Source organism: Flavobacterium adhaerens (assembly GCF_040045115.1).
In the GTDB taxonomy this organism is placed as follows: domain Bacteria; phylum Bacteroidota; class Bacteroidia; order Flavobacteriales; family Flavobacteriaceae; genus Flavobacterium; species Flavobacterium adhaerens.
The window spans coordinates 1-22,796 of record NZ_JBDLZX010000011.1 but is presented as its reverse complement, the minus strand read 5'-3'; the positions used below and the strand labels follow the sequence as shown (position 1 = coordinate 22,796).

Below are 22,796 nucleotides of genomic sequence, written 5' to 3'. Positions count from 1 at the left end.
AACTATTTATTTAAAGAAAAATACACTAACAAAAGTATTCCAGCAACAATTCTGTAATATCCCCAAGGTTTAAAACCATATTTTTTAATGATTTCAATAAATGATTTGATGGCAATAATTGCAACTACAAATGCAATAACGTTCCCTATCAAAAATAATTTAAGGTTTTCTGAAGATTGGGTTAGTAATTCGTAGCCTTTTAGTTGAGAAACTTCATAGGTTTTTAAAAGTAAAGAATAGGTAGTAACAGCCAACATGGTAGGAACTGCTAAGAAAAATGAAAATTCAGCTGCTGTTTTTCTGTCTAAACCTTGTTGCATTCCTCCTATTATAGAGGCAGCAGATCTGCTTGTGCCTGGCATCATTGCTAAACATTGCCAAAATCCTATAGTTACAGCTTTTTTTATAGTTATGTTTTCTTCCGAAAGAATTGTTGGATTTTTGAATTGTTTGTCAATAAAAAGTAAAACGATTCCACCTAGAATTAAAACAATGGCAATTGGAATAGGATTTCCCAGAATGGCCTCAATTTTATCATCAAATAGCTTTCCTAAAACTAATGCAGGAACAACTGCACAAGCTAGTTTGATATAAAAATTGATTTTACTGAAGTCGAAAAACTTCTTCCAATATAAAACTACCACAGCCAAAATTGCTCCAAACTGGATAGAAACTTGAAATAGTTTTACAAAATCATCTTCCTGTATGCCATAAAAAGAACTTGTAAAGATCATGTGGGCAGTAGAAGAAACAGGTAAATATTCCGTTAACCCTTCTACAATGGCAATTATAATGGCTTGTAGTGTATTCATTTGTTTTGTGATCAGTTTTTAGTAATCAGTTGGAGTTAAAATTCTGCAAACTAACAACTGCTTACTGATTACTATTTTTTCGGGTTTTTAAGAATGGCATAAATCGTGATTCCAAAACCTATCAAAACAGTTGTAGGAGCCAAACGGATTCTTCTAAAATTAAAAATTTCTTCATTGAAAACATTTGGGTCTTCGCTTCCGCCACCAGACATTAGGATAAATCCAAGGGTAATAACAGCAATCCCAATAAATAAAAATTTATAGTTTGCTTTATCGAAAAGAAATTCGTGTTTTGTTTCTTCGTTTTTTTTCATTTTGTCATTGTATTTTTAAATCTAAAATTTGCAATCTAACATCTGCAATCTAAAAATTAATAAAGATCGTCGGTTCTTAAATTTAAGAAACGTTGTGTTGCAAAATAAGTACTCAACCAAGTTATCAAAACACCAACTCCAAATACGCCGAGCAATACTGTGACAATAACTAATTTGTCTTCTAAAATTCCTAAACTTGGGAAATTATTTTCTAGATAAATAAGTACACCAATCAAAGCTAAGATGGCAAGACCTGCTCCAATCATTCCTAGTTTTATGCTTCGCATCACAAAAGGTTTTCTGATAAATGATTTTGTAGCACCCACCATTTGCATGGTTTTGATAATGAATCGGTTGGAGTAAATGGATAAACGCAACGAACTGTTAATTAGCAAAACAGCAATAACAGTCAAAAAGCCACTTACAATTAATATCCACATACTGACTTTGTTGATGTTGTCATTTACTAAATTGATTAATTGTTTGTCATAAACAATATCCGAAATCATTTCGTTTTTTCTCAAGCGAGTTTCTATTTTGTTAATGCTATCGCGCTCTACAAATCTTGCTTTTAGATGAATGTCATAAGAATTCTGTAATGGATTTTCGCCCAAAAAAGTCATGAAGTCTTCGCCAATAATGTCTGAGTGTTGTTTGGCAGCAGCTTCTTTGGAAACGTAAGTGTAGGTTTTTGCAAATTTTGCAGTTTTAATTTCGCTTTCAAATGCTTTCATAATACTGTCGTTGGCTTCGTTTTTAAAAAAAACGGTCATTGCAATTTCTTCTTTGAAATCATCAGCTAGTTTTCTGGAATTTATTATAAAAAATCCCAGTATTCCCAAAAGGAATAATACCAAGAAAATACTTAATACTACCGAGAAATAAGAGGATAGTAATCTGCGTTTTTGAAATTTTTCAAAAGATGAAGCCATAGTGTATCGTAATTATGGGGTAAAAATAATAAACATATTCTTTAATTTGAAGTGAATAACAATCAAAGTTTTGATTTTACTCATTTTTTTGTCTTTAAAGTTGTGTTCAATATTTTTTTAAAAGCAGAATGAATTGACATTTTCAGCTGTTATTGTTTCGTTTTTGTTACGTTATTCTGTAGAGACGGGTTTGAAACCCGTTTCTACGAAAAGGTTTATATGTTTCTTGCAACGTAGCGGGGCGAACCAGTTTGAACTGCCAGTAAAAAAATAGAAAAGACAAACTGTTCTAAAAACAAGTAAAATTTGGATTTAAATGTTTAACTTTAAAGTGATTAGTATTTTGGTTTCAGTAGCCTTAAATTGTTAACTTAAAATGAATTCACATGGAAGATAAATCAAATGATGCGACACCACTGCGTCCAGAAGGGGAACGTTTTTTAAACTCTGCCTTGGTGGAAATGAATTTAAATGATTTTGTTAATCAAATTAAAAATGAAAGCACTTGGGCTAATAGAGACCGAAATTCGATTACAATTTTCAAGTCCGAAACCATGAGAATTGTTTTGATTGGTTTACACGAAAAAGCCGAAATGAAAGAGCATAAGGCAAATGGTGTAATCAGTGTTCAAGTTTTGGATGGTAAAATAGAATTTGCAACAGATGCACAAACAATGATTTTGGAAAATAACCAAATGATTGCATTGCAGGAAAATATTACCCATAGGGTAAAAGCTCTTACTGAAAGTGTTTTTCTCTTAACACTTGCTATGAATAATAAATAAGTTTTAATGATTGTTATATAATCTCGTACATAATGCCTGTCTTTACTTTTTGGGCGCGGAGTGTAATTATAAGCGTTCGAAACCTGAATTTATAATCGAGGACTTTAGTTTTGGACAAGAAATGGCTTTAGCCAAATAAAAACGTTTGATTTTTTGGGCTAAAGCCAATTTACCTTTTAATTTAACTAACTTGCTAAAGCTAGAGGCTATTAAATTTTTATGTTTTGAATATTTATGGCAGGACTCACTCGCTAGTTGATGCTATTAACAGTCTTTAGTATCCTAAAAATATAAAATGATAGGTAAAGCAATTTGTGTTAATTGCTGTAATTCGTGTCTTTTTAATTCACTTCAACCTACTCAAAATCGGATTAAAAGCCTTCGAGGAAACTGCGATTTTTTCGCCAATAGAAAACTGTTCGATTTCTTCTTCCATAGCAATGACTTTAACAATGTTGGTGCCAATTAAAACCGAAACAATGTAAATGAAGGTTTCTTTTTCGATTTTTAAAATCTCACCCACAAATTGGAATTTTCCACTATTGGAATGACTCGAAAAAATTTCGGATGGTGTGCCTTGTTTTGCAATCGAACCATTTTCGATAACCAATACCCGATTTGAAAGCTTGTAAATTTCGGCTATATCGTGACTGACCAAAATTGTAGTCAAATCGTATTTTTGATGTGCTTTCAAAAGATAGTCCTGTAACTTCAAACGCATTTCGGTATCTATGGCCGATAACGGTTCATCTAAAAGTAAAATATCGGGTTGCCGAACGAGTGCTCTTGCTAACGCTACTCGCTGTTGTTGTCCGCCCGATAATTGATTGGGTTTTTGATGTTGTAAGGAAACGAGTTCTATGGTTTCGAGTAATTCGTCAACGATGCTTTTGTTTTTTCCTTTTTCTAATGCAAAAACCAAATTTTCCCGAACTGTCATATTCGGGAACAACGCATAATCCTGAAAAACATAACCTATTTTTCGCTTTTGAGGAGGCAATATTATTTTGGATTCGGAATCCAACCAAACTTCATTTTTTACCGAAATAAATCCTTCGTCAGGATTAGTCAAACCAGAAAGAATTTGCAATGTGGTGGTTTTTCCCGAACCCGAAGAGCCGTACAACGTTACAAACTCTTTTTCCTGAATTTGAAAATCAAGATTTAAAATCATTTCACCCGAAGCGGAATGTAGTTTTTTACGAATGTTGATGTGTATCATGGCAAAGGACTGATTTTGCTAAAACGATGATTAATACTGTAAATACTCAATAAAACCACAAAAGAGAAAATTAGAAGAATAGCCGAATACACATTGGCCGTATCATAATTCATCGAAGTTACTTCGTCAAAAACGGCTATAGATACTACTTTGGTTTCACTCGGAATACTTCCGCCAACCATCAAGACCACACCAAATTCACCAATCGTATGGGCAAAACTCAATACAACTCCGGTGATAAGAGCGGTTTTCATATTGGGAAGTAGTACCTGAAATACGGTTTGTAGTTTGCTTTTTCCCAAAGTATAGGAAGCTGCAATGATATTTTTGGGAACCGATTTAAATCCGCTTTGTAGTGGCTGTACCATAAAAGGCAAACTGTACAAAACTGATGAAACAACCAATCCGGTGAAAGTAAACACCAGTCGGATGTCGAAATAGTGCTCAAGAAATTTTCCGAATGCATTTTCGGGACTAAAGGCAATCAACAAATAAAAACCCAGGACAGAAGGTGGCAAAACGAGTGGCAAACTTACGATGGCCTCAATAAATACTTTCGATTTCATTTGGCTATACGACAACCAATAGGCCAATGGTAATCCGACAATCAGTAAAATTATTGTGGTGGTCAAAGCCAATTTTAGTGTGAGGAATATCGGTTCAAAATCAATCATGGGACAAACTTATTTCGTTGGTTTTTATCATTGCCGTAATTGCTTCATTCTCCTGAATCTGGAGTTGATCAAAGGCATTTCGGGTGATGACAGAAGTAATTTTATGGTCATCAAAACTTAAAACTATTTTGCATAATAATTTCCCTTTTTCAAACGAATGAACCCGACAGTCAATTTTGTTTTGAAGGCTTATAGTTCCATTAAAATCTTTTACCAAGATAACTTCGGTTTCCTTAAAAAGCACTTTTATATTGTTTCCTTTTTTAAGATAGTTTGAAGTTTCGGGCGTATCAATTACGATAGAAGTAATTACAGTGTTTTGCACTTTTATTTTAACCAAAGACAAAGAGCCATCGGTATTTATTTCGGTAATATTTCCTAAAAGTGAGTTCATTTATTTTTGTCCTAAAGAAAGGTGACAGTTAAATAATTAAATTTTAATAAATCAATTTTATTTGTAAACTAGTCCTAATTAATAAATAGTAATAGTTGTTACGCAGAGATACCTCTGTGTGACTTTGCGTAATACAATCTGTGTTCTATTTCTGAGAATATCCGAAATGCGTCAAAATCTGTATTGCTTTTTCAGACGAAATATAATCATAAAATCGTTTGGTAGCCGAATTTCCTTTGCCGTGTTTCAAAATCACGCAACCTTGTTCTAATGGTTTGTGGCTTTCTTGTGGAATGACATAATATTTGCCACGTTCTTTTTTCATAGCAGGCGACATGGCATCAGACAAAGCAATAATTCCAATATCGGCTGCGCCAAAAGCAACAAATTGAGCCGTTTGCGAAATGTTTTCTCCAAAAACTAATTTGTTTTTCACTGCGTCATACAATCTAAAATGTTTCAAACTTTCGATGGCTTTAGCCCCATAAGGAGCTGTTTTAGGATTTCCAACTGCAATTTTTTTAACTTTTGAATCAATTAAAGCATTCATTTTGGCTTTGGTAGGATCTGTTTTTTTACTCCAAAGTGCCAATCTCCCAATGGCATATATTTTTATAGCCGAAACTGCAAATCCTTCTTTTTTCAATTGATTGGGATAATTTACATCGGCTGAAAAAAACAAATCGAAAGGAGCTCCATTTGAAATTTGTTCGTAAAATTTGCCCGAAGCACCGTAAGTGATCTGAATTACATCATTTGGGTATTTTATTTTATACTCTTTTTGTATCGAGTCCATTGCTGTTTTTAGATTTGCAGCTACTACAACCGTCGCTTTTTCTTGACTAAAATTTACATTGGTCAAAAACAAAAACAATAAAAGCGAAAGAATTTTTATCTTTTTCATAATATCCAATTATTTTTTCGAACTAAATAATTCAGGGTTAAAAGTAATCATTATATAACTCCAAAGCGGGGTTTTATTACTATCACCGCCTTTTAAATCTTCCATACTTTTTTGAGCAAACATATAAGAGAACCCAAAATCGATGGTCGAAAAACTATTGTATTTGTATCGAAGCGACAAGTCGTTTTCGTAACCTAGATACGATTTGATGTTGTTTCCCTGCTTATCGAAAACTTTGTTTTGCAAGTAAAACAGATGAAAATCAGAACGGAAGCATAATTTTTTGTTTGCATTGTAATAGACAAACAAATATGGATTCACTAAGCCACCATTTAGCACATCTTTTGGGAATGTTGTAAAATAATCCATGTTTCCCATAAATTTCCAAGCCACACCATATAACGGAACAAACGATTTTGAAGTCGTACTTGGATGTGCTGCATTGTCTCCACTCATATACTCTGCTCCCAATCGAGTCGTCCATTTTTTGAATTTGTATTGAATCTCGGGTTGGAAATAATAAGCCGAAATGTCAGCCCCCGATTGTAATTGACCGTATTGGTAATAGCCAGCAAATGTTAAGTAGAAATTGTTTTTTTTAAATTCCAATCTCCCTCCCGATGTACCTCTAGTGTATAGCGTTTGCGAGTTGGTTTTACTCTCAAAACTATCTGCCGAATTGATGGTTGTAATTGTAAAATCATCATTGATTTTGGCTTTAAGATAATGCAAGTTTAGCAGTTTGTAATTGTTGAAAGTGGTTGGCGAATACGAAGTTTCGAATATTCGTTCTGAAGATTGATTAAAAGCCGTTAGCAATTCCGTTTCGATAGTGTTGTTTTTGTAAATAAGATTCAATCCGTCATGCGCTCGCCCAGTTTGACTCCAATTGGCTGCCGAGAACAATCTTCCGTTGTCGAGTTCTACTTTTTGGCGCCCCATTTTTACTACGAAATTTTCAAAAGGATTTATTTCTACAAAAGCTTCATACACATTTAAGGAGCCTGTGGTCGAAGCTTGTCCGTATTGTCCCCAGACTCTAATGTCTTGTATTGACGTGTGAAATTTAAACCAAGGTTGTTCGTAACTGATGTTCAATCTGCTGCGTTGCGACGCAAAAAATGCCGCTTTGGTAGTGTCGTTTGGTAATTGTCTGTAACCATCTCGGTATTCTCCTCGAGGTCTGAATTCTAATCCAACTGTGAATATTTTGTTTTCAGAATTTACTTTTTTAGTAAAATTTTCTGTTACAGCTAATGAGTCGGCTTCTCGTTGTGTGATGATTTTTTTTTCAACCAAAAGCTGCATTAAATTGTCATTGGTTTGCCCCCAATTTTGTTGAAAAGAGAAAAGAAATAGTAGAAATAAAATGATTTTTTGTTTCATAAATTTTCAGATAAGGATTTACCCTTACAGTTTGTTTTGCTTGTAATTTTGATGACTAAATTAAAGATTTTTATCTCATAAAGCCGTTGGGTGAAATTATTAATTGTATCGGATTACTTTACTTTATATACCTCTATACTTTTTAACCAATACACATGTCGAGGTCCAGTTTTGATGTCGTTTGTACAAATGAGAATCATTTCCCCTTTTTCGACAGGTTTTCCATTTTCTTCGAAAATTACATAAGCGTTTTCGCCTGTGGGATTGTTAAATAATTCTGCCCAAGAAAAAGTTGCTTTGTAATTGTCCGAAGCTCTTGCAACGATATAAAAATTTCGGTCTTTGTGCCCATTTTGTTTGATTTTGGCTTTCTCTAAAATATCTTTGAGCAAAACACCTTTACAAGTTTTGTTGTCTTTTTTTACTTGTCCCGTTTGGCAAACGACTTTGAAATCCGTGATAGTAGCAACTTTCATTTTTTGTAATGAATCTACGGTGAGTTGCAACGGGTATTTGACATCGCCTTTTATTTCTATCTGATGATTTATCATTTTCAGACTGTCGGCCTTGGTCATGGGCTGACTGCAATTTTCGGTCTCTGTATGTTTTTTTTCGACTGTCGAAATTGTGTTTTCTTTTTGAGTTTTGTTGCACATACTGCTAGTGATGGCAACAAAAAGTACTAAGATGTAATGTTGAATTTTCATAGTATTTAGATTTGTTAATTAAAGAATCGTAGATTGACAAAAAAGTTTCTTCCTTCCTCAGGATACCCCTCAACAAGGCTGTAATTTCTATCGGCAATATTGTTTATTCCGGCATCGATGCGTAGATGTTTCAAAATTTTACTAGAGATAAATGCATTCAGCAAAGTGTAATCCAGCACTTCGGTTCCATAACTTGTGCTGAATCTCGAAGAGTTGAATTCGGTTTGAGCAATGATATTCAATAAAGTACAAGGTTTATATTCTATGGTTCCGATGGCTTTGTTCTTTGGAATGTCGGTAAATACAACCGTTGGGTTGGAGATATTTTTTCTTTCGATAAAAGTATAATTGGCACTGATAATTAATTTCTGAATAGGAGAATAAGACAGTTGTGCTTCTATACCTTTGTATTCGGCTTCGCCAAAATTTTGCATTTGCGATTTTCCAGGTTGTACATTGCTTACACTTAAAATAGCATCTTCTAGGGAACTAAAGAAAACTGCGGTTTGAAAAGTAAATTTATTGGATAATGAGAGACTGTAATTCAATTCATAATTGATGGCCGTTTCTGGTTTCAAATCCGGATTGGGAATTGCCGTTCCCATACGGTAGGAATAGCGGTCTTTGATGGTGGCAAATCTTGTTTTTTTAGCAACTGTTGCACCCAGTTTTTGCGTTTCGGTCAGTTGGTAGAACATTCCAAGTTGAAGATTGACCGCTTCACTTTTTCCTGCATCTGGATAATCCGAAATTACTTTTGTTGTACTGTTATAGTCTTGAGCTTTTTTATTCTCTCTTGAATTATAGCTAATTCCTGGAATCACAGTGAATTTTGAAGTTACAGTATAAACATCTTCTACACCAATTGTAATGGTTTGGTCATCGAATTCGCGAACAGGTTCTCCTGAATTGTTTTCTCGGTGTATGTCTTCTTTAAATTGTGCTGCGAATTTTAGATTGTTTTTTGGAATAAAAAGCGTTTCATATTCCAAATTCCCACCATAGGTGTAATCATCATAGAAACTTTGAAAAGCATATGGTTTTGTGATGGGGGTGTAGGTTGCATCATCATAACTGATTAATAGGTTCTTGAATTGGTCATAATACAATCGGGTTTTAAAACTGTTTTTATCATTCAGATAGGTATTCGAAATGAAATAAATACTTTCCTTATCCCAGTTTGGCCATTGCCAATAACGTGGTTTTGTTAGCAAAGAATTTTGAGTATCAGTTCCTGCATATACAGGATTTCCTTTTTCGCCTTGTTGGTTGATGTATCCTAAGGTATACTCATTTTTTGCATTGGGAGTCCATCCAATTTTGGCACTTATTTTTTGGTCGGTTCGATAGGAATTGTCTCTTTCTTCTCCATCTTCATTTTTCATCGGAATAAAATCTTTTGACATTTCATACGATTTTCTGTCCAAATACGAGAAACCAGCCTGAGCATAAAATTTTCCCAAGTTGGAACCTATGTTGATATTACTTTTCATTCCATCGGTATCAATTAATCCAATAGAGCCATCAATATCAATTTTTTGAGAAGGTTTTCTGGAAACCAAATTAATGGCTCCTCCCAATGAGTTTGGCCCATAAAGTATGGATGAGAATCCTTTTGAAACGTCGATAGCAGCTAAATCTGAAGTAGTAAAACGAGCCAAATCAACATAACCATCATAGGGAACATAAACTGGAATTCCATCCATATAAACTGGCACTTGTCTTAAATCAAATCCACGAACCGAAACCATCGATTCATTTCTGGGACCAGATGCTGTTAAGGTCACTCCGGATAACAAATTCAAACTTCGGGAAGCATCCAATCTGTTTTGTTTTTCCATTGTTTTTGAAGTTATTCGGTTGAGAGTATCTTTATGAGTATTGTTGGTGATCACTACTTCCCCGAGTGTAAAAACTTTGTCGGTTTTTAAGGAATCAATTTGAGAGGAATTGTTTTGTTGACTAAAGCCAATCAGGGGGAAAATGAGAAAAGAGATAATTTTTAATTTCATAAGATTTGATTAAAATTCAGTATGTTTTAAAATGAATACTGATGATTGAAAAAATATTTAATAGTTTTGTTTGAGTCAATGATTTTTCAGTATGCTTTAAAATGAATAGCGATTGATAAATTTTTTTAAAATTTTAGTTCTTTGATTTCTTTTTGGGCAAAATCCTGAATGCGTTTTTCAATTTCATAAAAAGTCTGAATGGCTTTTTCACCAGCTTCGGTGAGTCTTGCTCCGCCACCGCCTTTTCCGCCGAGTAGTTTTTCGACCAAAGGGCTTTCGGCACGGCTGTTAATTTCTTCAACCATTTGCCACGCCTGACGATAGGCCATTTTCATTTCTTTGGCGGCATTGGTAATTGAGCCTGTTTTTTGAATATTTTCTAACAACCAAATTTTACCGATGCCCAAAAATGGTCCTTCGGCTTCTTCTATCCAAAGTCTTATTTTTAGTGAATATTTTTTAGTTTCAGTCATTGGTGTGTTTTTAAAAACATATTGCAAACATACGTATTTTTACTTAAGTAGGTTTGTTTTCGTTAAAATTTTTGTTTGTTTTTTTGGTAGGTATTGTGTTAACAAGTGAATTTGGAATTTGATTTTTTTAAAAAAGTGAAAGAAGAGTCAATTTTATAAAAATACTTATCGTAATATTGCAATATAAAAATATAGATATTGGGAGCTACAAAAACAGAACATTTTACTGACCAACAAAATCAAATTGCAACAATTGCTAAGGCATTGGGTCATCCAGCAAGAGTTGCTATTTTAGAGTATTTACTAAAAGTAAACGAATGTATTTGTGGTGATATTGTAAGCGAACTTCCGCTTGCCCAACCTACAGTTTCGCAACATTTGAAAGAATTAAAAAATGCTGCAATTATTAAGGGAAATATCGAAGGGAATACTATTTGTTATTGTATTGATGAAAAAACAATAGCTATTTTGGATAGTTATTTTTCTAATATAGTTAAGACAATCTCTTCAACAAAATGTTGTTAGGCATTTTTTTGAAGCAATATATCGTAATATTGCAATAAAACAATTAATCAAAAAGTAATGAAATTATCAGAAGTAAAAGAAATTTTACCAACATTAGAAAATGTTTCTTTTCAATTAGAAAATGGAACTTTTGTGCCTGAACATTTTCACGTAACTGAAGTAGGAATGATAACCAAAAATTTTATCGATTGCGGAGGAGTAATCCGAAATGAAAAGGTTGTGAATTTTCAGCTTTGGAATGCTAACGATTATGAACACCGATTGAAACCAAATAAATTACTCAATATCATAAAACTATCGGAGGAAAAATTGGGTATTGAAGACTTTGAGATTGAAGTGGAATATCAAAGTGATACCATCGGTAAATATGATTTGGGTTTTAACGGGAAAAATTTTGTTTTGAAAAGCAAAACGACAGCTTGTTTGGCTCAAGATAATTGTGGTATTCCGGAGGCAAAAAAGAAAGTGAATCTGTCAGAACTAAACCAAAATAAATCTTGTTGTACACCTAATACTGGTTGTTGCTAGAGATGAAAAAAAAATTAATAAAATATAAGAAACCAATTATTATCACCACAGCAGTTGTTGTATTGCAAATTATTTTTGGGTTTGACCCAAAGTTTTGCATCATCAACATCATTTGGCTATTTGTTTAAAATTATGAAGAAAAATATTTTAGTGCTTTGCACAGGAAATAGTTGTAGAAGTCAGATTGCAGAAGGGTATTTGAGCTATTTTGCAGGAAATAAAGCCAAAATTTATAGTGCTGGAATTGAAACTCACGGAGTGAATCCGAAAGCCATTGCAATAATGAAAGAAGATGGAATTGATATTTCAAACCATACTTCTAACCATATTGATGAGTATGAAAATGTTGACTTCGATTATGTGATTACGGTTTGTGACAATGCCAAAGAGCGTTGCCCATACTTTCCGTCAAAAGCACAAAAATTCCACTACAATTTTCCTGACCCAGCAAAAGCGACAGGTACAGATGAGGAAATTCAAAATCAATTCAGACAAGTGAGGCAATTAATCAAAGATTATTGCAAAATATTAGTTGATGAAAATTTATAAAAAAAATCTGTGTAAATCTGCCGAATCTGCGTGAAAAAAATGCCCCGCAGATTCGGCAGATTTTCGCAGATGAAAAAGAAATGTTTTAATTAATATTTGTAAAATTTGAAAAGACCTTGCAGGAATATTGACTTTTAAAAGTCAAAGGATTATTTGTGTCCTAATGCAAAATCTGTTTAATTAGGGCAGTCCGCGTGAGGGATGGAAATGGAGCTCTCCCGATTTTTCATCGGGAAGCGGGAACGTACAGCCCGACCCGTAGGGGCACGCCCAAGAAATCATTAAAAAACTGACCAATAAAATATTTTCAAAGCCCATACAATAAATGTAAATTTGCGCCTTAAAACTTAGAAACTTAGTTACTCAGTAGCTTAGCAACTCAATAAAGATAACTTGAGCGAGCGAAAGCATGACTCCTTAAAAATAAAATATAAACAAGGAATGAAATACAATCCGAACGAAATAGAAGCCAAATGGCAAAAATACTGGGCAGAAAATCAAACTTTTGCTGCAAAAAACAACTCTGAAAAGCCTAAACATTATGTTCTTGACATGTTTCCTTATCCATCAGGAGCAGGATTACACGTAGGGCATCCGCTGGGTTATATTGCTTCAGATGTGTATTCTCGTTTCAAAAGACATCAAGGATTTAACGTTTTGCATCCAATGGGTTATGACAGTTTTGGTTTGCCAGCAGAACAATATGCAATTCAGACTGGTCAACGTCCAGAAGATACTACACGTGTAAATATCGACGGTGGAGTTGATAAAGAAGGAAAACAAATTGCAGGTTACAGAAAACAATTGGACAAAATTGGATTCTCATTTGATTGGGATCGTGAAGTACGTACTTCAAATCCAAATTATTACAAACACACGCAATGGATTTTCATTCAATTATTCAATTCTTGGTACAATAAAAATTCAGATAAAGCAGAAGATATATCGACTTTGGTTTCCGTTTTCGAAAAAGAAGGAAATGCAAATGTAAATGCCGTTTGCGATGATAATATCGTAGATTTTTCGGCAACAGAATGGAATGCTTTTTCAGCAGACGAACAAGAAAAAATCTTGTTGCAATACAGATTGACTTATTTGGCAGAAACCGAAGTAAACTGGTGCCCGGGCTTAGGAACGGTTTTGGCCAATGACGAAATTGTAAACGGAGTTTCAGAACGTGGAGGATTTCCTGTTATAAGAAAAAAAATGACACAATGGAGTATGCGAATTTCTGCTTATGCAGAGCGTTTGCTTCAAGGTTTGAATGATATCGATTGGAGTGAGTCTATCAAAGAATCGCAAAGAAACTGGATTGGGAAGAGTGTTGGTGCTATGGTTACTTTTAAAGTGAAAAATCACGATGAAGTAATTGATGTGTTTACTACGAGACCTGATACTATTTTTGGAGTAACTTTTATGACTTTGGCGCCAGAACATGATTTGGTGGCTCAAATCACTACTCCAGAACAAAAAGAAGCGGTTGAAGCTTATATCGAAAAAACGGCAAAACGCTCTGAGCGTGAGCGTATGGCCGATGTAAAAACCATTTCTGGAGTTTTCACTGGAGCTTATGCTGAACATCCGTTTACCAAAGAACCAATTCCGGTTTGGATTGGCGATTACGTTTTGGCGGGTTACGGAACTGGCGCTGTAATGGCAGTACCTTGCGGAGATGAAAGAGATTATGCTTTTGCTAATTTCTTCAAAGGTCATCCCGAGGCTTCGGGAGGAATGCCTGAAATCAAAAATATTTTTGCGAATGTTGATATTTCAGAAGCCGCTTACGGTTCAAAAGACAATGTAGAAATCGCTAATTCTGATTTCTTAAACGGATTAGATTATAAAAAAGGAACTCAAAAAGTAATCGAAAAATTAGAAGAAATCGGTCAGGGAAAAGGTAAAACGAACTACCGTTTGCGTGATGCTGTTTTCTCTCGTCAGCGATATTGGGGAGAGCCATTTCCAGTATATTATGTGAATGGTTTACCAAAAATGATTGATACGCAGCACTTGCCGATTATTTTGCCAGAAGTAGAAAAATATTTACCAACAGAAGACGGTCTTCCGCCATTAGGAAACGCAGCCGTTTGGGCTTGGGACAGTGTAAATAACAAAGTTGTCAGTTCGAGCGCAGTCGAGAACCAAACTATTTTTCCTTTAGAATTGAACACCATGCCAGGTTGGGCGGGAAGTTCTTGGTATTGGATGCGTTATATGGATGCACACAATGAAAATGAATTTGCGAGCCAAGAAGCTTTAAAATATTGGGAAAATGTAGATTTATACATTGGCGGAAGCGAACACGCAACAGGTCACTTGTTGTATTCTCGTTTTTGGAATAAATTCCTAAAAGATAAAGGTTTTGCACCAACCGAAGAACCATTCAAAAAACTGATCAATCAGGGAATGATTTTGGGGACTAGTGCTTTTGTTTATAAAGTAATTCCTCAGTATAAAATCTCTCAAAGTGAAGAGCAGAATGAGGAAATTCATATTGTTGAGTTGTTCAAACCATTATTTGTTCCGTATAGTTATTATAAAGAAATTCAAGAAAAACTAGATAAAACATCTAATGTCTTTTTGATTAATGAAAATGATTTGATTTATGGAGAAAAGCATTTTGAAATTATAGAAAAAATGTCATTAGAGAATGAAAAAATATTTAACGGTGAAGCTCCAGATTTTTTTCTTCAAAAAATTCACGCTGATGTGAATTTTGTAAACGCTTCAGATGAATTAGACGTAGAAAAATTCAAAGCTTGGCGTGAAGATTATGCCGATGCCGAATTCATTTTAGACGATAATGGTAAATACATTGTAGGTCGCGAAGTCGAAAAAATGTCAAAATCGAAATATAATGTTGTAACGCCAGATGATATTTGTGCTGAATATGGTGCTGATACATTACGTTTATACGAAATGTTTTTAGGGCCATTAGAGCAGGCAAAACCTTGGAACACGGCAGGTATTTCAGGAGTATTTGGTTTCCTTAAAAAACTATGGAGATTGTATTTTGATGACAATGGTTTAATCGTAAACAACGACGAACCAACCAAAGACAACTTGAAATCTTTACACAAGACCATCAAAAAAGTAGCAGAAGATATCGAGAATTTCTCTTTCAATACTTCGGTTTCGCAATTTATGATTTGTGTGAATGAGTTGTCTTCTCAAAACTGTCATTCACGTGCAATTTTAGAGCCGTTGGCAATTGTAATTTCGCCTTATGCACCACATATTGCAGAAGAATTGTGGAATGCTTTAGGTCATGAAGATTCGATAGCGACAGTTGCTTTTCCTCAATTCGAAGAAAAGCATTTGGTAGAATCAGAGAAAGAATATCCAGTTTCTTTCAATGGAAAAATGCGTTTCACTATCAAATTACCTTTGGATTTAACCAAGGAACAAATCGAGGAAATCGTAATGAAAGACGAAAGAACACAAAAACAATTAGATGGAAGAACGCCAAATAAAGTGATTATTGTTCCTGGGAAGATTATCAATTTGGTAGGGTAATTTCAATTTCAAAAAGCAATGTCAATTTCAATCGTTAATGATTAAATTGAATAATATAAATCCAAATTTCAATCTTGTATTGGAGTTTGGATTTTTTTTTGCGCATAGTTTGTCATTCCGTAGGAGTCTTTTGTGATAGGCTTAATTGTGTTTTGTGATTCCTAGGGAATGACAAAATCGTGATTAGTTTTTGATTGAAATTCTCGTTCTGTTGTAATTTATATTGATTTCTTTTATTGCTATTTAATGATTTTTTAACAGCTGTCAAGTTGTCATTTTTGTAATTTGGTTCAGAGTTTGTTGTTTATATTTGAAAATTTAAATCAAAAAAATAAAAATATGGGAAGTGGTTATTTAATTCTTGCTGGGGCAATTATGCTCTTCAGTTGGTTGGTAAGTTCGAGGCTGAAAAGTAAATTCGAACATTATTCGAAATTACAATTGCAAAACGGAATGTCAGGTGCGGAGATTGCCGAAAAAATGTTGGCAGATAACGGTATTTATGACGTTCGTGTGATTTCGACTCCAGGTCAATTGACGGATCATTATAATCCAACAAATAAAACTGTAAATTTAAGTGAAGCTGTTTACAACCAACGAAATGCTGCGGCAGCGGCAGTAGCAGCACACGAATGTGGTCATGCGGTGCAACATGCTGTTGGATATCAATGGTTAAAGATGCGTTCACAATTGGTGCCAATTGTCAATGTGGCTTCTAGTTTTATGCAATGGATATTATTGGCCGGAATTCTGATGATTAAAACTTTTCCTTCTCTATTATTGATAGGAATCGTGATTTTTGCTGCCACAACTTTGTTTTCAATTGTGACGTTGCCAGTAGAATATGATGCGAGTAATCGAGCTTTGGCTTGGTTAAAAAATAAAAATATGCTTAATCAGGCTGAGTATGCTGGAGCCGAAGATTCCTTGAAATGGGCGGCTAGAACCTATGTGGTTGCCGCAATTGGATCTATAGCTACGCTGTTGTATTATATTTCTATTTATAATAATAGGAGGTAATTAGAATCGCAGAAATAATTCGTAAAAAAACCTGAAAATTTAAAAACTTTCAGGTTTTTTTTATGGCTGTTAGATACCTTTTTCTTGCCGAATGTGAATTTCTTTATTCGGGCATATTTTGCGCTTGCCAATTGGCTAAAATTGCCATTTCGGATTCGGTTAAGGCTGGTTTTTTGTTTACAGGAGGCATAAATTTGCGATTGTTTTTTGGAAGATTGATTCGTCTTAGTATTGCATCAATGTTTTCTTTTACATGAGTATAGTTGTCCAGTGGTTCTTTTTTTCCTTTTGGAGGAATGTGGCAAGGCGAACAACTTCTGGTAATTATGGGTTCTACGTCGGTTTTGTAGCTTATTTTTGTGACTTCGACATAATCGGGTTTTGTTTTTTGAGAAGAACCACAAGTAATAGTCAGTATCGATGTGATGAGTAGTAATGAGATTTGCTGGATTTTTTTCATGGCCTTGTTAGTTTAGAAGTTTTATCTCTAAGGTACTAAAATAAAGTTGATTTTTGGGGAGATACTTATAATGCAAAAAATCCAAATTTCTAATCGTTTAGAAATTTGGATTTTGTTGTAAGATAGAATTTAAAATTCTATATTGTTTATTTTGCTTTGTTAGCCTCTACAATGTATTTTTCAAGAGCCATCGTCATTGATGGAGTACCAGGAGTTGGAGCCATAATATCAACACGTAAACCGTGATCTAAGGCTTCTTTTTGAGTGGTACTTCCAAAAACAGCTATACGAGTATTGTTTTGTTCAAAATCAGGGAAGTTTTTGTATAATGATTTAATTCCTGTTGGACTGAAGAAAGCCAAAACATCATAATACACATCGGCCAAATCAGATAAATCGCTCATTACTGTTTTGTAAAAAGTAGCTGGAGTCCAATCTACTTTCAATGCGTTTAAAGTTACAGGTATGTCTGCATTTAATTGATCAGAAGCTGGTAATAAAAATTTCTCGTCTTTGTATTTTTTAATTAGAGGAGATAAATCAGCAAAATCTTTTGGGCCAACATAAATTTTACGTTTTCTATATACTACATATTTTTGTAGATAAAAAGCAATTGCTTCAGATTGACAGAAATATTTTAAACCTTCAGGTACTTTGTAGCGCATTTCTTCGGCCACTCTGAAAAAATGATCAACACCGTTTTTACTTGTTAATATGATAGCAGTATAGTTGTTAAGATCTATTTTTTGAAGTCTTATTTCCTTTGCGCTTACTCCTTCTACGTGAATAAAAGGTCTGAAATCAATTTTTACTTTGTGCTTTTGTTGTAGCTCAAAGTATGGAGAATTTTCCACTTTAGGTTCTGGTTGGGACACCAAAATTGTTTTCACTTTCATAATTTATATTTTCTAAACGCTATCTTTTGTAAACCAATAATACATAAAATAATAGGGTGCTATTTCGAGAGTGCAAAGATATAAAATAAAATAAAACATCTTGCTGAAAATTTCTTTTCTGTAATTTTTTATGGAATACACATAAAGTAATACGTTGAGAACGACTATGCTATAAAAAATAATGAGAGGAATGTTTTTTAAAACTGGATTATAGTAGTATAAAATGATATCTACTGGAAGAATTAGTAAGCCAATGTAGGTTCGGTAAGTAACTTTTTGTAAATTAAATTGTTCAATTGCTTCTTCTATTTTAAAAGTTGTTGCAATGATTTTTTCAATCAAAAATTTGGATAAAACAAAATAGATTATAAAGGTGAATATTCGGATAAATAATACCCAGTCATTTTTTGAGCCATAGCCAAAAGTACTGAGCAAAATTTGAGCGAAAAATGAAAAAGAAATCATCTGTACAAAGAACAATGAAATAGAAAACATTCCCATTAAGTGGCTGTTGTCTCGATATATCCTGGTGTATTTGTCAGAGAAAATCAATTTCGAAAAATCTTCAAAACGATTTTCATAAATAGATTTTGTTATGGCGATAATACCAATAGCCATAATAAAAAGGATAGCTACCCAATCAGTGGTGTCCGTTATTCTAGGATGGAGTACGTGTTCGGTCATAATTAGAGCAAAATTAGTAATTTTTATTACATTATTTATTATAATTTTATAATAATGAAATGGCATAAAAAGGTTACTTTTGCATCGAAATTACTCGAAAATATGAACAATTGTATTGTTATAATTCCAACCTATAACGAAATTGAAAACATAGAAAGCATTATTAGAGCCGTGCTCTCACAACACAAAGTCTTTCATGTTCTAATTATTGATGATAACTCCCCAGATCGAACAGCAGATAAGGTAGTGATGTTGCAAAATGAATTTGCTGGGAAATTGTTTTTAGAAAAAAGAAATAAGAAAGCAGGTTTGGGAACAGCATATGTTCATGGCTTTAAATGGGCATTGAAAAATGATTATGATTTTATTTTTGAAATGGATGCTGATTTTTCTCATAACCCAAATGATTTAGAAAAACTATACAATGCTTGCCATTTTGGTGATGCCGATTTGGCTATTGGTTCTCGTTATGTAACGGGTGTGAATGTGGTTAATTGGCCCTTGAGTCGAGTATTGATGTCTTATTTTGCATCTGTTTATGTCCGAATGATTACTGGTATGAAAATACACGACGCAACAGCAGGTTTTGTTTGTTATAAAAAAGCAGTGCTGGAGTCGATAAATTTAGATAAGATTCGATTTGTGGGGTATGCATTTCAAATAGAAATGAAATACCGTACTTATTGTAAGAAATTTAACATTTCTGAAGTGCCGATTATTTTTACAGATAGAACTAAGGGGCAGTCTAAAATGAGTAAAACAATCATAGTCGAAGCGGTGTTTGGAGTTGTTTTATTACGTCTAAAAAAAATATTTAATAGTTTGTAAAAGGAAATACTATGAATAGATATTTAATTAAAAATGCTAAAATAGTTAATGAAGGGGTTATTTTTGAAGGAGATGTTCTAGTTGAAAATGATCTTATTGTTGAAGTTGCAGATAGTATTAGTTTGAAAACTTCAGATTGTATGATTATTGATGCAGAAGGGAATTATCTTTTGCCAGGTGTTATCGACGATCAGGTGCATTTTAGAGAGCCAGGTCTTACTCATAAAGGAGATATAGAATCGGAATCTAGAGCGGCGGTTGCAGGAGGGATTACCTCGTATATAGAGCAGCCTAATACAGTGCCCAATGCAGTTACTCAAGAAATTTTAGAAGAAAAATATCAAATAGCTGCCGAGAAGTCTTATGCTAACTATTCGTTTATGATGGGGGCAACCAATGATAATTTAGATGAAGTATTGCTTACCAATCCAAAGAATGTAGCTGGTATCAAAATATTTCTTGGTTCTTCTACCGGAAATATGTTGGTCGATAATGAGGCTGTTTTAGAAAAAATATTTTCTTGTACCTCTATGTTAATCGCAGTTCATTGTGAAGACGAACAGACGATTAAAAATAATTTAGCAAAATTTAAAGAAGAATACGGCGAAGATATACCTGTAACGGCTCATCACCTTATTCGTAGTGAAGAAGCTTGTTATTTGTCATCTTCAAGAGCAATAACTTTGGCCAAAAAAACGGGAGCAAGATTACACGTTTTTCACCTTTCTACCGCCAAAGAAATGGAATTGCTGACCAATAAAATTCCATTAGAAGAAAAAAAGATTACAGCCGAGGTTTGCGTGCATCATTTGTGGTTCACCAATGAAGATTATGAAACCAAAGGAAATTTTATCAAGTGGAATCCTGCCGTAAAAACAGATAACGATAGAAAAGCATTGTGGGAAGCCCTTAATGATGGGCGTATTGATGTAATTGCTACCGATCATGCACCTCATACTCTCGAAGAAAAGAAACAGAAATATTTGCAAGCACCTTCAGGAGGTCCACTTGTTCAACATTCACTTGTGGCGATGTTTGAAGCACATCATCAGGGGAAAATAAGTGTTGAGAAAATCGTTGAAAAAATGTGTCACAATCCAGCTAAAATTTTTAAAATTGAAAAAAGAGGTTTTGTTAAGGAAGGCTATTTTGCCGATTTGGTGATTGTGAATCCGGGGTTGCCTTGGAGCGTCAAAAAAGAAAACATTCTTTCAAAATGTGGTTGGTCTCCATTTGAAAAATACACTTTCAAATCTAGAGTTACCCATACATTTGTAAATGGTAAATTGGTGTATTCTGGATTCAAAGTAAAAGATATTCGTGCTGGTCAAAGAATGTTATTTGATAGATAAAGTGATGTTGATGAAAAAATGTATTCCTCTTTTAGTTTTAGTCACTTTGTTTTTTAGTTGTAAAAAAGACTTAGTTGAAAAACCAGATAATCTTATCGATAAAAATGTGATGATTGATATTTTTTATGATTTATCGCTTTTGGATGCTTTAAGGTATCAGGATCCAAAATCGCTTACCGATAATGGGATCAATCCAAAGACGTATGTTTTTAAGAAATATAAAATCGATAGCTTACAATTTGCTAAAAGTAATGCTTATTATGCGGCTGATTACAGAGAGTACAAGAACATGTTTGACAAGGTAAATAATCGACTGAAAAAAGAAAAGGAAGCAGTCGATTTGATTAATAAAAAGGTTGAGAAAAAAGAAGCAGCAATCAAAAAAGCAAAAGGAAAGAGGATTCAGGATTCAATCAAAAAACTCCAAAAAGAAAAGACGCTAAAGCAAAAAAAAGCAGCCGATTCTGTTTCAAAACTTAAGAAAGAAAAAGAATTAAAGGCCAAAGCAAAAGAGGATTCTATTTCAAAACTCAAAAAAGAAAATGAATTGAAAGTCAAAAAAAGGTTATAGTGCAGTAATCTTATTTATATAATCAAAAACGTCTGTGAATGTAAAATTCAAGGCGTTTTTTGTTTTTTCATTAGAATATAAATTGGTTGAATAAGATGATTTTGCTGATGCTTTACTCATGAATCTTTTTTTGCCCAAAACGGTAGAAGCAAGCCAATCCAATTTAGAAAACGTAAGCATCAGTAAAGGACTAGCGTGGTATTTTGGTCTTTTGACCTTTAATGCATCGGCTATACAAAACAGTAAGTCTTTAAAAACAATATTTTGACTAATTAGTGTAAAACGTTCCCCATGAATATTACTGTTCATTAATTGATAAATTAGGGTTACAACATCTTCCACAGCTACAAAACCTGTAGATCCGTTAGTGTAAAAAGGGAGGCCTTTTTTTACTTTTGCAAAAATAGCACCGCTACCTTGGTCCCAAAAGCCAGGGCCAAGAATTACACCAGGATTTACAATTACCACTTGAAGACCTTCTTGTTGCCCGCGCCATATTTCCATTTCGGCTCCGTATTTAGAAATGGCATAATCACTATGTGGTTTTTCGGGATTCCATTCGGTTTCTTCGGTAATAATCGATTCGTGTTCGTGTAAATCGCCTAGAGCCGCTATAGAGCTAACATGGCAAAGTTTTTTAATGTTTTTGTCTAAACAAAAGTTGACAATATTGGCTGTTCCTTCGATGTTGGTTTTGCGAATTACATTCTCATCTTTGGGATCAAAAGAGATTTTTGCTGCACAATGATATACTTGCTCAATGTCTTGAAAGACATTTTCCAAGGAAGGAATATCAATGATGTCGGCTTGTGACCATTGTATTGAATCAAAAAGGGTATCCTTTTTGTATAATGAAAAAAGTGCTTTGGTTTTCTGAATGTTATTTTGGTTTCTATAAAGAGCACGAACCTTTTCTCCTTTTTCTGTAAGGTGAATTAAAAGATGTGCGCCAACTAAACCAGTTCCTCCTGTTACTAATACCATATTTACAAATGTAATAAGTTTAAAGTTCTAAGTTTCTAAGTTTCTAAGTTTTTTATTTTAAGGTTAAAATTTAGTAGGTAGATTTTTATTGGATCAATTCGTAACTCATAATTCGTAATTCGTAATTCGTAATTCATAATTCGTAATTCATAATTCGTAATTCATAATTCGTAATTCATAATTCGTAATTCATAATTCGTAATTCATAATTCGTAATTCATAATTCGTAATTCATAATTCGTAATTCATAATTCGTAATTCATAATTC

24 protein-coding genes are annotated in these 22,796 nt (G+C 33.7%); 9 read left to right on the top strand and 15 right to left on the bottom strand.

Annotated elements, in window-relative coordinates; genetic code table 11:
• Positions 1-2: 2 nt before the first annotated feature.
• The 3 genes from ABEB18_RS14315 to ABEB18_RS14305 form a co-directional block, all read right to left on the bottom strand.
• The gene (locus tag ABEB18_RS14315) at positions 3-812 is read right to left on the bottom strand and encodes an undecaprenyl-diphosphate phosphatase (RefSeq protein WP_348799996.1); all 810 of its coding nucleotides are present in this window, start codon (positions 810-812) and stop codon (positions 3-5) included.
• Positions 813-883: 71 nt separating this feature from the next.
• A complete protein-coding gene (locus tag ABEB18_RS14310; RefSeq protein WP_348799995.1) occupies positions 884-1,126 on the bottom strand; it encodes a DUF3098 domain-containing protein in 243 nt (80 codons plus the stop codon).
• 56 nt (positions 1,127-1,182) lie between these two features.
• Positions 1,183-2,058 (bottom strand): cell division protein FtsX, encoded by an 876-nt coding sequence (locus ABEB18_RS14305; protein ID WP_348799994.1) that lies wholly within the window; start codon positions 2,056-2,058, stop codon positions 1,183-1,185.
• A gap of 386 nt (positions 2,059-2,444) precedes the next feature.
• Between ABEB18_RS14305 and ABEB18_RS14300 the strand changes: the two genes are divergently transcribed.
• Complete coding sequence (locus ABEB18_RS14300; RefSeq protein ID WP_348799993.1) at positions 2,445-2,843, top strand: cupin domain-containing protein; 399 nt, start codon at positions 2,445-2,447, stop codon at positions 2,841-2,843.
• Positions 2,844-3,189: 346 nt separating this feature from the next.
• Here ABEB18_RS14300 and ABEB18_RS14295 read toward each other — a convergent pair whose 3' ends face one another.
• The 8 genes from ABEB18_RS14295 to ABEB18_RS14260 all read right to left on the bottom strand — a co-directional run bounded on the left by ABEB18_RS14295 (position 3,190) and on the right by ABEB18_RS14260 (position 10,615).
• Positions 3,190-4,065: an ABC transporter ATP-binding protein gene (locus ABEB18_RS14295; RefSeq protein WP_348799992.1), complete on the bottom strand. Its 876-nt coding sequence runs from the start codon at positions 4,063-4,065 to the stop codon at positions 3,190-3,192.
• The gene (gene modB, locus ABEB18_RS14290; RefSeq protein WP_348799991.1) at positions 4,062-4,739 is read right to left on the bottom strand and encodes a molybdate ABC transporter permease subunit; all 678 of its coding nucleotides are present in this window, start codon (positions 4,737-4,739) and stop codon (positions 4,062-4,064) included. Before modB ends, ABEB18_RS14295 begins: the two co-directional genes overlap by 4 nt.
• Positions 4,732-5,133: a TOBE domain-containing protein gene (locus ABEB18_RS14285; protein ID WP_348799990.1), complete on the bottom strand. Its 402-nt coding sequence runs from the start codon at positions 5,131-5,133 to the stop codon at positions 4,732-4,734. Before ABEB18_RS14285 ends, modB begins: the two co-directional genes overlap by 8 nt.
• Before the next feature lie 145 nt (positions 5,134-5,278).
• Positions 5,279-6,037 (bottom strand): molybdate ABC transporter substrate-binding protein, encoded by a 759-nt coding sequence (gene modA, locus ABEB18_RS14280; protein WP_348799989.1) that lies wholly within the window; start codon positions 6,035-6,037, stop codon positions 5,279-5,281.
• Between the two features lie 9 nt (positions 6,038-6,046).
• Positions 6,047-7,423 (bottom strand): alginate export family protein, encoded by a 1,377-nt coding sequence (locus ABEB18_RS14275; protein ID WP_348799988.1) that lies wholly within the window; start codon positions 7,421-7,423, stop codon positions 6,047-6,049.
• A gap of 113 nt (positions 7,424-7,536) precedes the next feature.
• Positions 7,537-8,130 carry a molybdopterin-dependent oxidoreductase gene (locus tag ABEB18_RS14270; RefSeq protein WP_348799987.1) on the bottom strand — a complete coding sequence of 198 codons (594 nt, stop codon included), beginning with the start codon at positions 8,128-8,130 and terminating at the stop codon, positions 7,537-7,539.
• Positions 8,131-8,144: 14 nt separating this feature from the next.
• Positions 8,145-10,142, bottom strand: a complete 1,998-nt coding sequence (locus tag ABEB18_RS14265) for a TonB-dependent receptor plug domain-containing protein (protein ID WP_348799986.1) — start codon at positions 10,140-10,142, stop codon at positions 8,145-8,147.
• A gap of 125 nt (positions 10,143-10,267) precedes the next feature.
• On the bottom strand, positions 10,268-10,615 hold the full coding sequence (locus ABEB18_RS14260) for a winged helix-turn-helix domain-containing protein (RefSeq protein ID WP_348799985.1): 348 nt from the start codon (positions 10,613-10,615) through the stop codon (positions 10,268-10,270).
• Positions 10,616-10,813: 198 nt separating this feature from the next.
• Between ABEB18_RS14260 and ABEB18_RS14255 the strand changes: the two genes are divergently transcribed.
• The 5 genes from ABEB18_RS14255 (at position 10,814) to ABEB18_RS14235 (ending at position 16,753) form a co-directional block, all read left to right on the top strand.
• Positions 10,814-11,140, top strand: a complete 327-nt coding sequence (locus tag ABEB18_RS14255; protein ID WP_348799984.1) for an ArsR/SmtB family transcription factor — start codon at positions 10,814-10,816, stop codon at positions 11,138-11,140.
• 57 nt (positions 11,141-11,197) lie between these two features.
• On the top strand, positions 11,198-11,668 hold the full coding sequence (locus ABEB18_RS14250; RefSeq protein ID WP_348799983.1) for a DUF6428 family protein: 471 nt from the start codon (positions 11,198-11,200) through the stop codon (positions 11,666-11,668).
• Between the two features lie 132 nt (positions 11,669-11,800).
• Positions 11,801-12,217, top strand: a complete 417-nt coding sequence (locus ABEB18_RS14245; RefSeq protein WP_348799982.1) for an arsenate reductase ArsC — start codon at positions 11,801-11,803, stop codon at positions 12,215-12,217.
• A gap of 441 nt (positions 12,218-12,658) precedes the next feature.
• Complete coding sequence (locus ABEB18_RS14240; RefSeq protein WP_348799981.1) at positions 12,659-15,733, top strand: leucine--tRNA ligase; 3,075 nt, start codon at positions 12,659-12,661, stop codon at positions 15,731-15,733.
• A gap of 339 nt (positions 15,734-16,072) precedes the next feature.
• Positions 16,073-16,753 (top strand): zinc metallopeptidase, encoded by a 681-nt coding sequence (locus ABEB18_RS14235; protein WP_348799980.1) that lies wholly within the window; start codon positions 16,073-16,075, stop codon positions 16,751-16,753.
• A 103-nt stretch (positions 16,754-16,856) separates the two neighbouring features.
• Here the strand turns inward: ABEB18_RS14235 and ABEB18_RS14230 are convergent, their stop codons facing one another.
• The 3 genes from ABEB18_RS14230 to ABEB18_RS14220 all read right to left on the bottom strand — a co-directional run bounded on the left by ABEB18_RS14230 (position 16,857) and on the right by ABEB18_RS14220 (position 18,793).
• Positions 16,857-17,213 carry a hypothetical protein gene (locus ABEB18_RS14230; protein WP_348799979.1) on the bottom strand — a complete coding sequence of 119 codons (357 nt, stop codon included), beginning with the start codon at positions 17,211-17,213 and terminating at the stop codon, positions 16,857-16,859.
• Positions 17,214-17,359: 146 nt separating this feature from the next.
• Positions 17,360-18,109 (bottom strand): uroporphyrinogen-III synthase, encoded by a 750-nt coding sequence (locus tag ABEB18_RS14225; RefSeq protein ID WP_348799978.1) that lies wholly within the window; start codon positions 18,107-18,109, stop codon positions 17,360-17,362.
• 12 nt (positions 18,110-18,121) lie between these two features.
• A complete protein-coding gene (locus ABEB18_RS14220; RefSeq protein ID WP_348799977.1) occupies positions 18,122-18,793 on the bottom strand; it encodes a DUF4271 domain-containing protein in 672 nt (223 codons plus the stop codon).
• A gap of 102 nt (positions 18,794-18,895) precedes the next feature.
• On the opposite strand from ABEB18_RS14220, the gene ABEB18_RS14215 reads away from it, so the two are divergent.
• Genes ABEB18_RS14215 through ABEB18_RS14205 form a run of 3 tightly spaced genes read left to right on the top strand, consistent with a single transcriptional unit; the run spans position 18,896 to position 21,544 of the window.
• Positions 18,896-19,621, top strand: coding sequence for a polyprenol monophosphomannose synthase (locus ABEB18_RS14215; protein WP_348800064.1), 726 nt, complete (start codon positions 18,896-18,898; stop codon positions 19,619-19,621).
• Between the two features lie 11 nt (positions 19,622-19,632).
• Positions 19,633-20,973 carry a dihydroorotase gene (locus tag ABEB18_RS14210; RefSeq protein ID WP_348799976.1) on the top strand — a complete coding sequence of 447 codons (1,341 nt, stop codon included), beginning with the start codon at positions 19,633-19,635 and terminating at the stop codon, positions 20,971-20,973.
• A gap of 10 nt (positions 20,974-20,983) precedes the next feature.
• Positions 20,984-21,544, top strand: a complete 561-nt coding sequence (locus tag ABEB18_RS14205) for a DUF4296 domain-containing protein (protein WP_348799975.1) — start codon at positions 20,984-20,986, stop codon at positions 21,542-21,544.
• Here ABEB18_RS14205 and ABEB18_RS14200 read toward each other — a convergent pair.
• A complete protein-coding gene (locus ABEB18_RS14200) occupies positions 21,539-22,528 on the bottom strand; it encodes an NAD-dependent epimerase/dehydratase family protein (protein WP_348799974.1) in 990 nt (329 codons plus the stop codon). The genes ABEB18_RS14205 and ABEB18_RS14200 overlap by 6 nt on opposite strands.
• Between the last annotated feature and the right edge of the window lie 268 nt (positions 22,529-22,796).

Bases quoted from the DNA above. Each gene is read 5' to 3' on its own strand.
- ABEB18_RS14315 (WP_348799996.1), bottom strand. From the start codon at position 812: ATGAATACACTACAAGCCATTATAATTGCCATTGTAGAAGGGTTAACG.
- ABEB18_RS14310 (WP_348799995.1), bottom strand. From the start codon at position 1,126: ATGAAAAAAAACGAAGAAACAAAACACGAATTTCTTTTCGATAAAGCA.
- ABEB18_RS14305 (WP_348799994.1), bottom strand. From the start codon at position 2,058: ATGGCTTCATCTTTTGAAAAATTTCAAAAACGCAGATTACTATCCTCT.
- ABEB18_RS14300 (WP_348799993.1), top strand. From the start codon at position 2,445: ATGGAAGATAAATCAAATGATGCGACACCACTGCGTCCAGAAGGGGAA.
- ABEB18_RS14295 (WP_348799992.1), bottom strand. From the start codon at position 4,065: ATGATACACATCAACATTCGTAAAAAACTACATTCCGCTTCGGGTGAA.
- modB (WP_348799991.1), bottom strand. From the start codon at position 4,739: ATGATTGATTTTGAACCGATATTCCTCACACTAAAATTGGCTTTGACC.
- ABEB18_RS14285 (WP_348799990.1), bottom strand. From the start codon at position 5,133: ATGAACTCACTTTTAGGAAATATTACCGAAATAAATACCGATGGCTCT.
- modA (WP_348799989.1), bottom strand. From the start codon at position 6,037: ATGAAAAAGATAAAAATTCTTTCGCTTTTATTGTTTTTGTTTTTGACC.
- ABEB18_RS14275 (WP_348799988.1), bottom strand. From the start codon at position 7,423: ATGAAACAAAAAATCATTTTATTTCTACTATTTCTTTTCTCTTTTCAA.
- ABEB18_RS14270 (WP_348799987.1), bottom strand. From the start codon at position 8,130: ATGAAAATTCAACATTACATCTTAGTACTTTTTGTTGCCATCACTAGC.
- ABEB18_RS14265 (WP_348799986.1), bottom strand. From the start codon at position 10,142: ATGAAATTAAAAATTATCTCTTTTCTCATTTTCCCCCTGATTGGCTTT.
- ABEB18_RS14260 (WP_348799985.1), bottom strand. From the start codon at position 10,615: ATGACTGAAACTAAAAAATATTCACTAAAAATAAGACTTTGGATAGAA.
- ABEB18_RS14250 (WP_348799983.1), top strand. From the start codon at position 11,198: ATGAAATTATCAGAAGTAAAAGAAATTTTACCAACATTAGAAAATGTT.
- ABEB18_RS14245 (WP_348799982.1), top strand. From the start codon at position 11,801: ATGAAGAAAAATATTTTAGTGCTTTGCACAGGAAATAGTTGTAGAAGT.
- ABEB18_RS14240 (WP_348799981.1), top strand. From the start codon at position 12,659: ATGAAATACAATCCGAACGAAATAGAAGCCAAATGGCAAAAATACTGG.
- ABEB18_RS14235 (WP_348799980.1), top strand. From the start codon at position 16,073: ATGGGAAGTGGTTATTTAATTCTTGCTGGGGCAATTATGCTCTTCAGT.
- ABEB18_RS14230 (WP_348799979.1), bottom strand. From the start codon at position 17,213: ATGAAAAAAATCCAGCAAATCTCATTACTACTCATCACATCGATACTG.
- ABEB18_RS14225 (WP_348799978.1), bottom strand. From the start codon at position 18,109: ATGAAAGTGAAAACAATTTTGGTGTCCCAACCAGAACCTAAAGTGGAA.
- ABEB18_RS14220 (WP_348799977.1), bottom strand. From the start codon at position 18,793: ATGACCGAACACGTACTCCATCCTAGAATAACGGACACCACTGATTGG.
- ABEB18_RS14215 (WP_348800064.1), top strand. From the start codon at position 18,896: ATGAACAATTGTATTGTTATAATTCCAACCTATAACGAAATTGAAAAC.
- ABEB18_RS14210 (WP_348799976.1), top strand. From the start codon at position 19,633: ATGAATAGATATTTAATTAAAAATGCTAAAATAGTTAATGAAGGGGTT.
- ABEB18_RS14205 (WP_348799975.1), top strand. From the start codon at position 20,984: ATGAAAAAATGTATTCCTCTTTTAGTTTTAGTCACTTTGTTTTTTAGT.
- ABEB18_RS14200 (WP_348799974.1), bottom strand. From the start codon at position 22,528: ATGGTATTAGTAACAGGAGGAACTGGTTTAGTTGGCGCACATCTTTTA.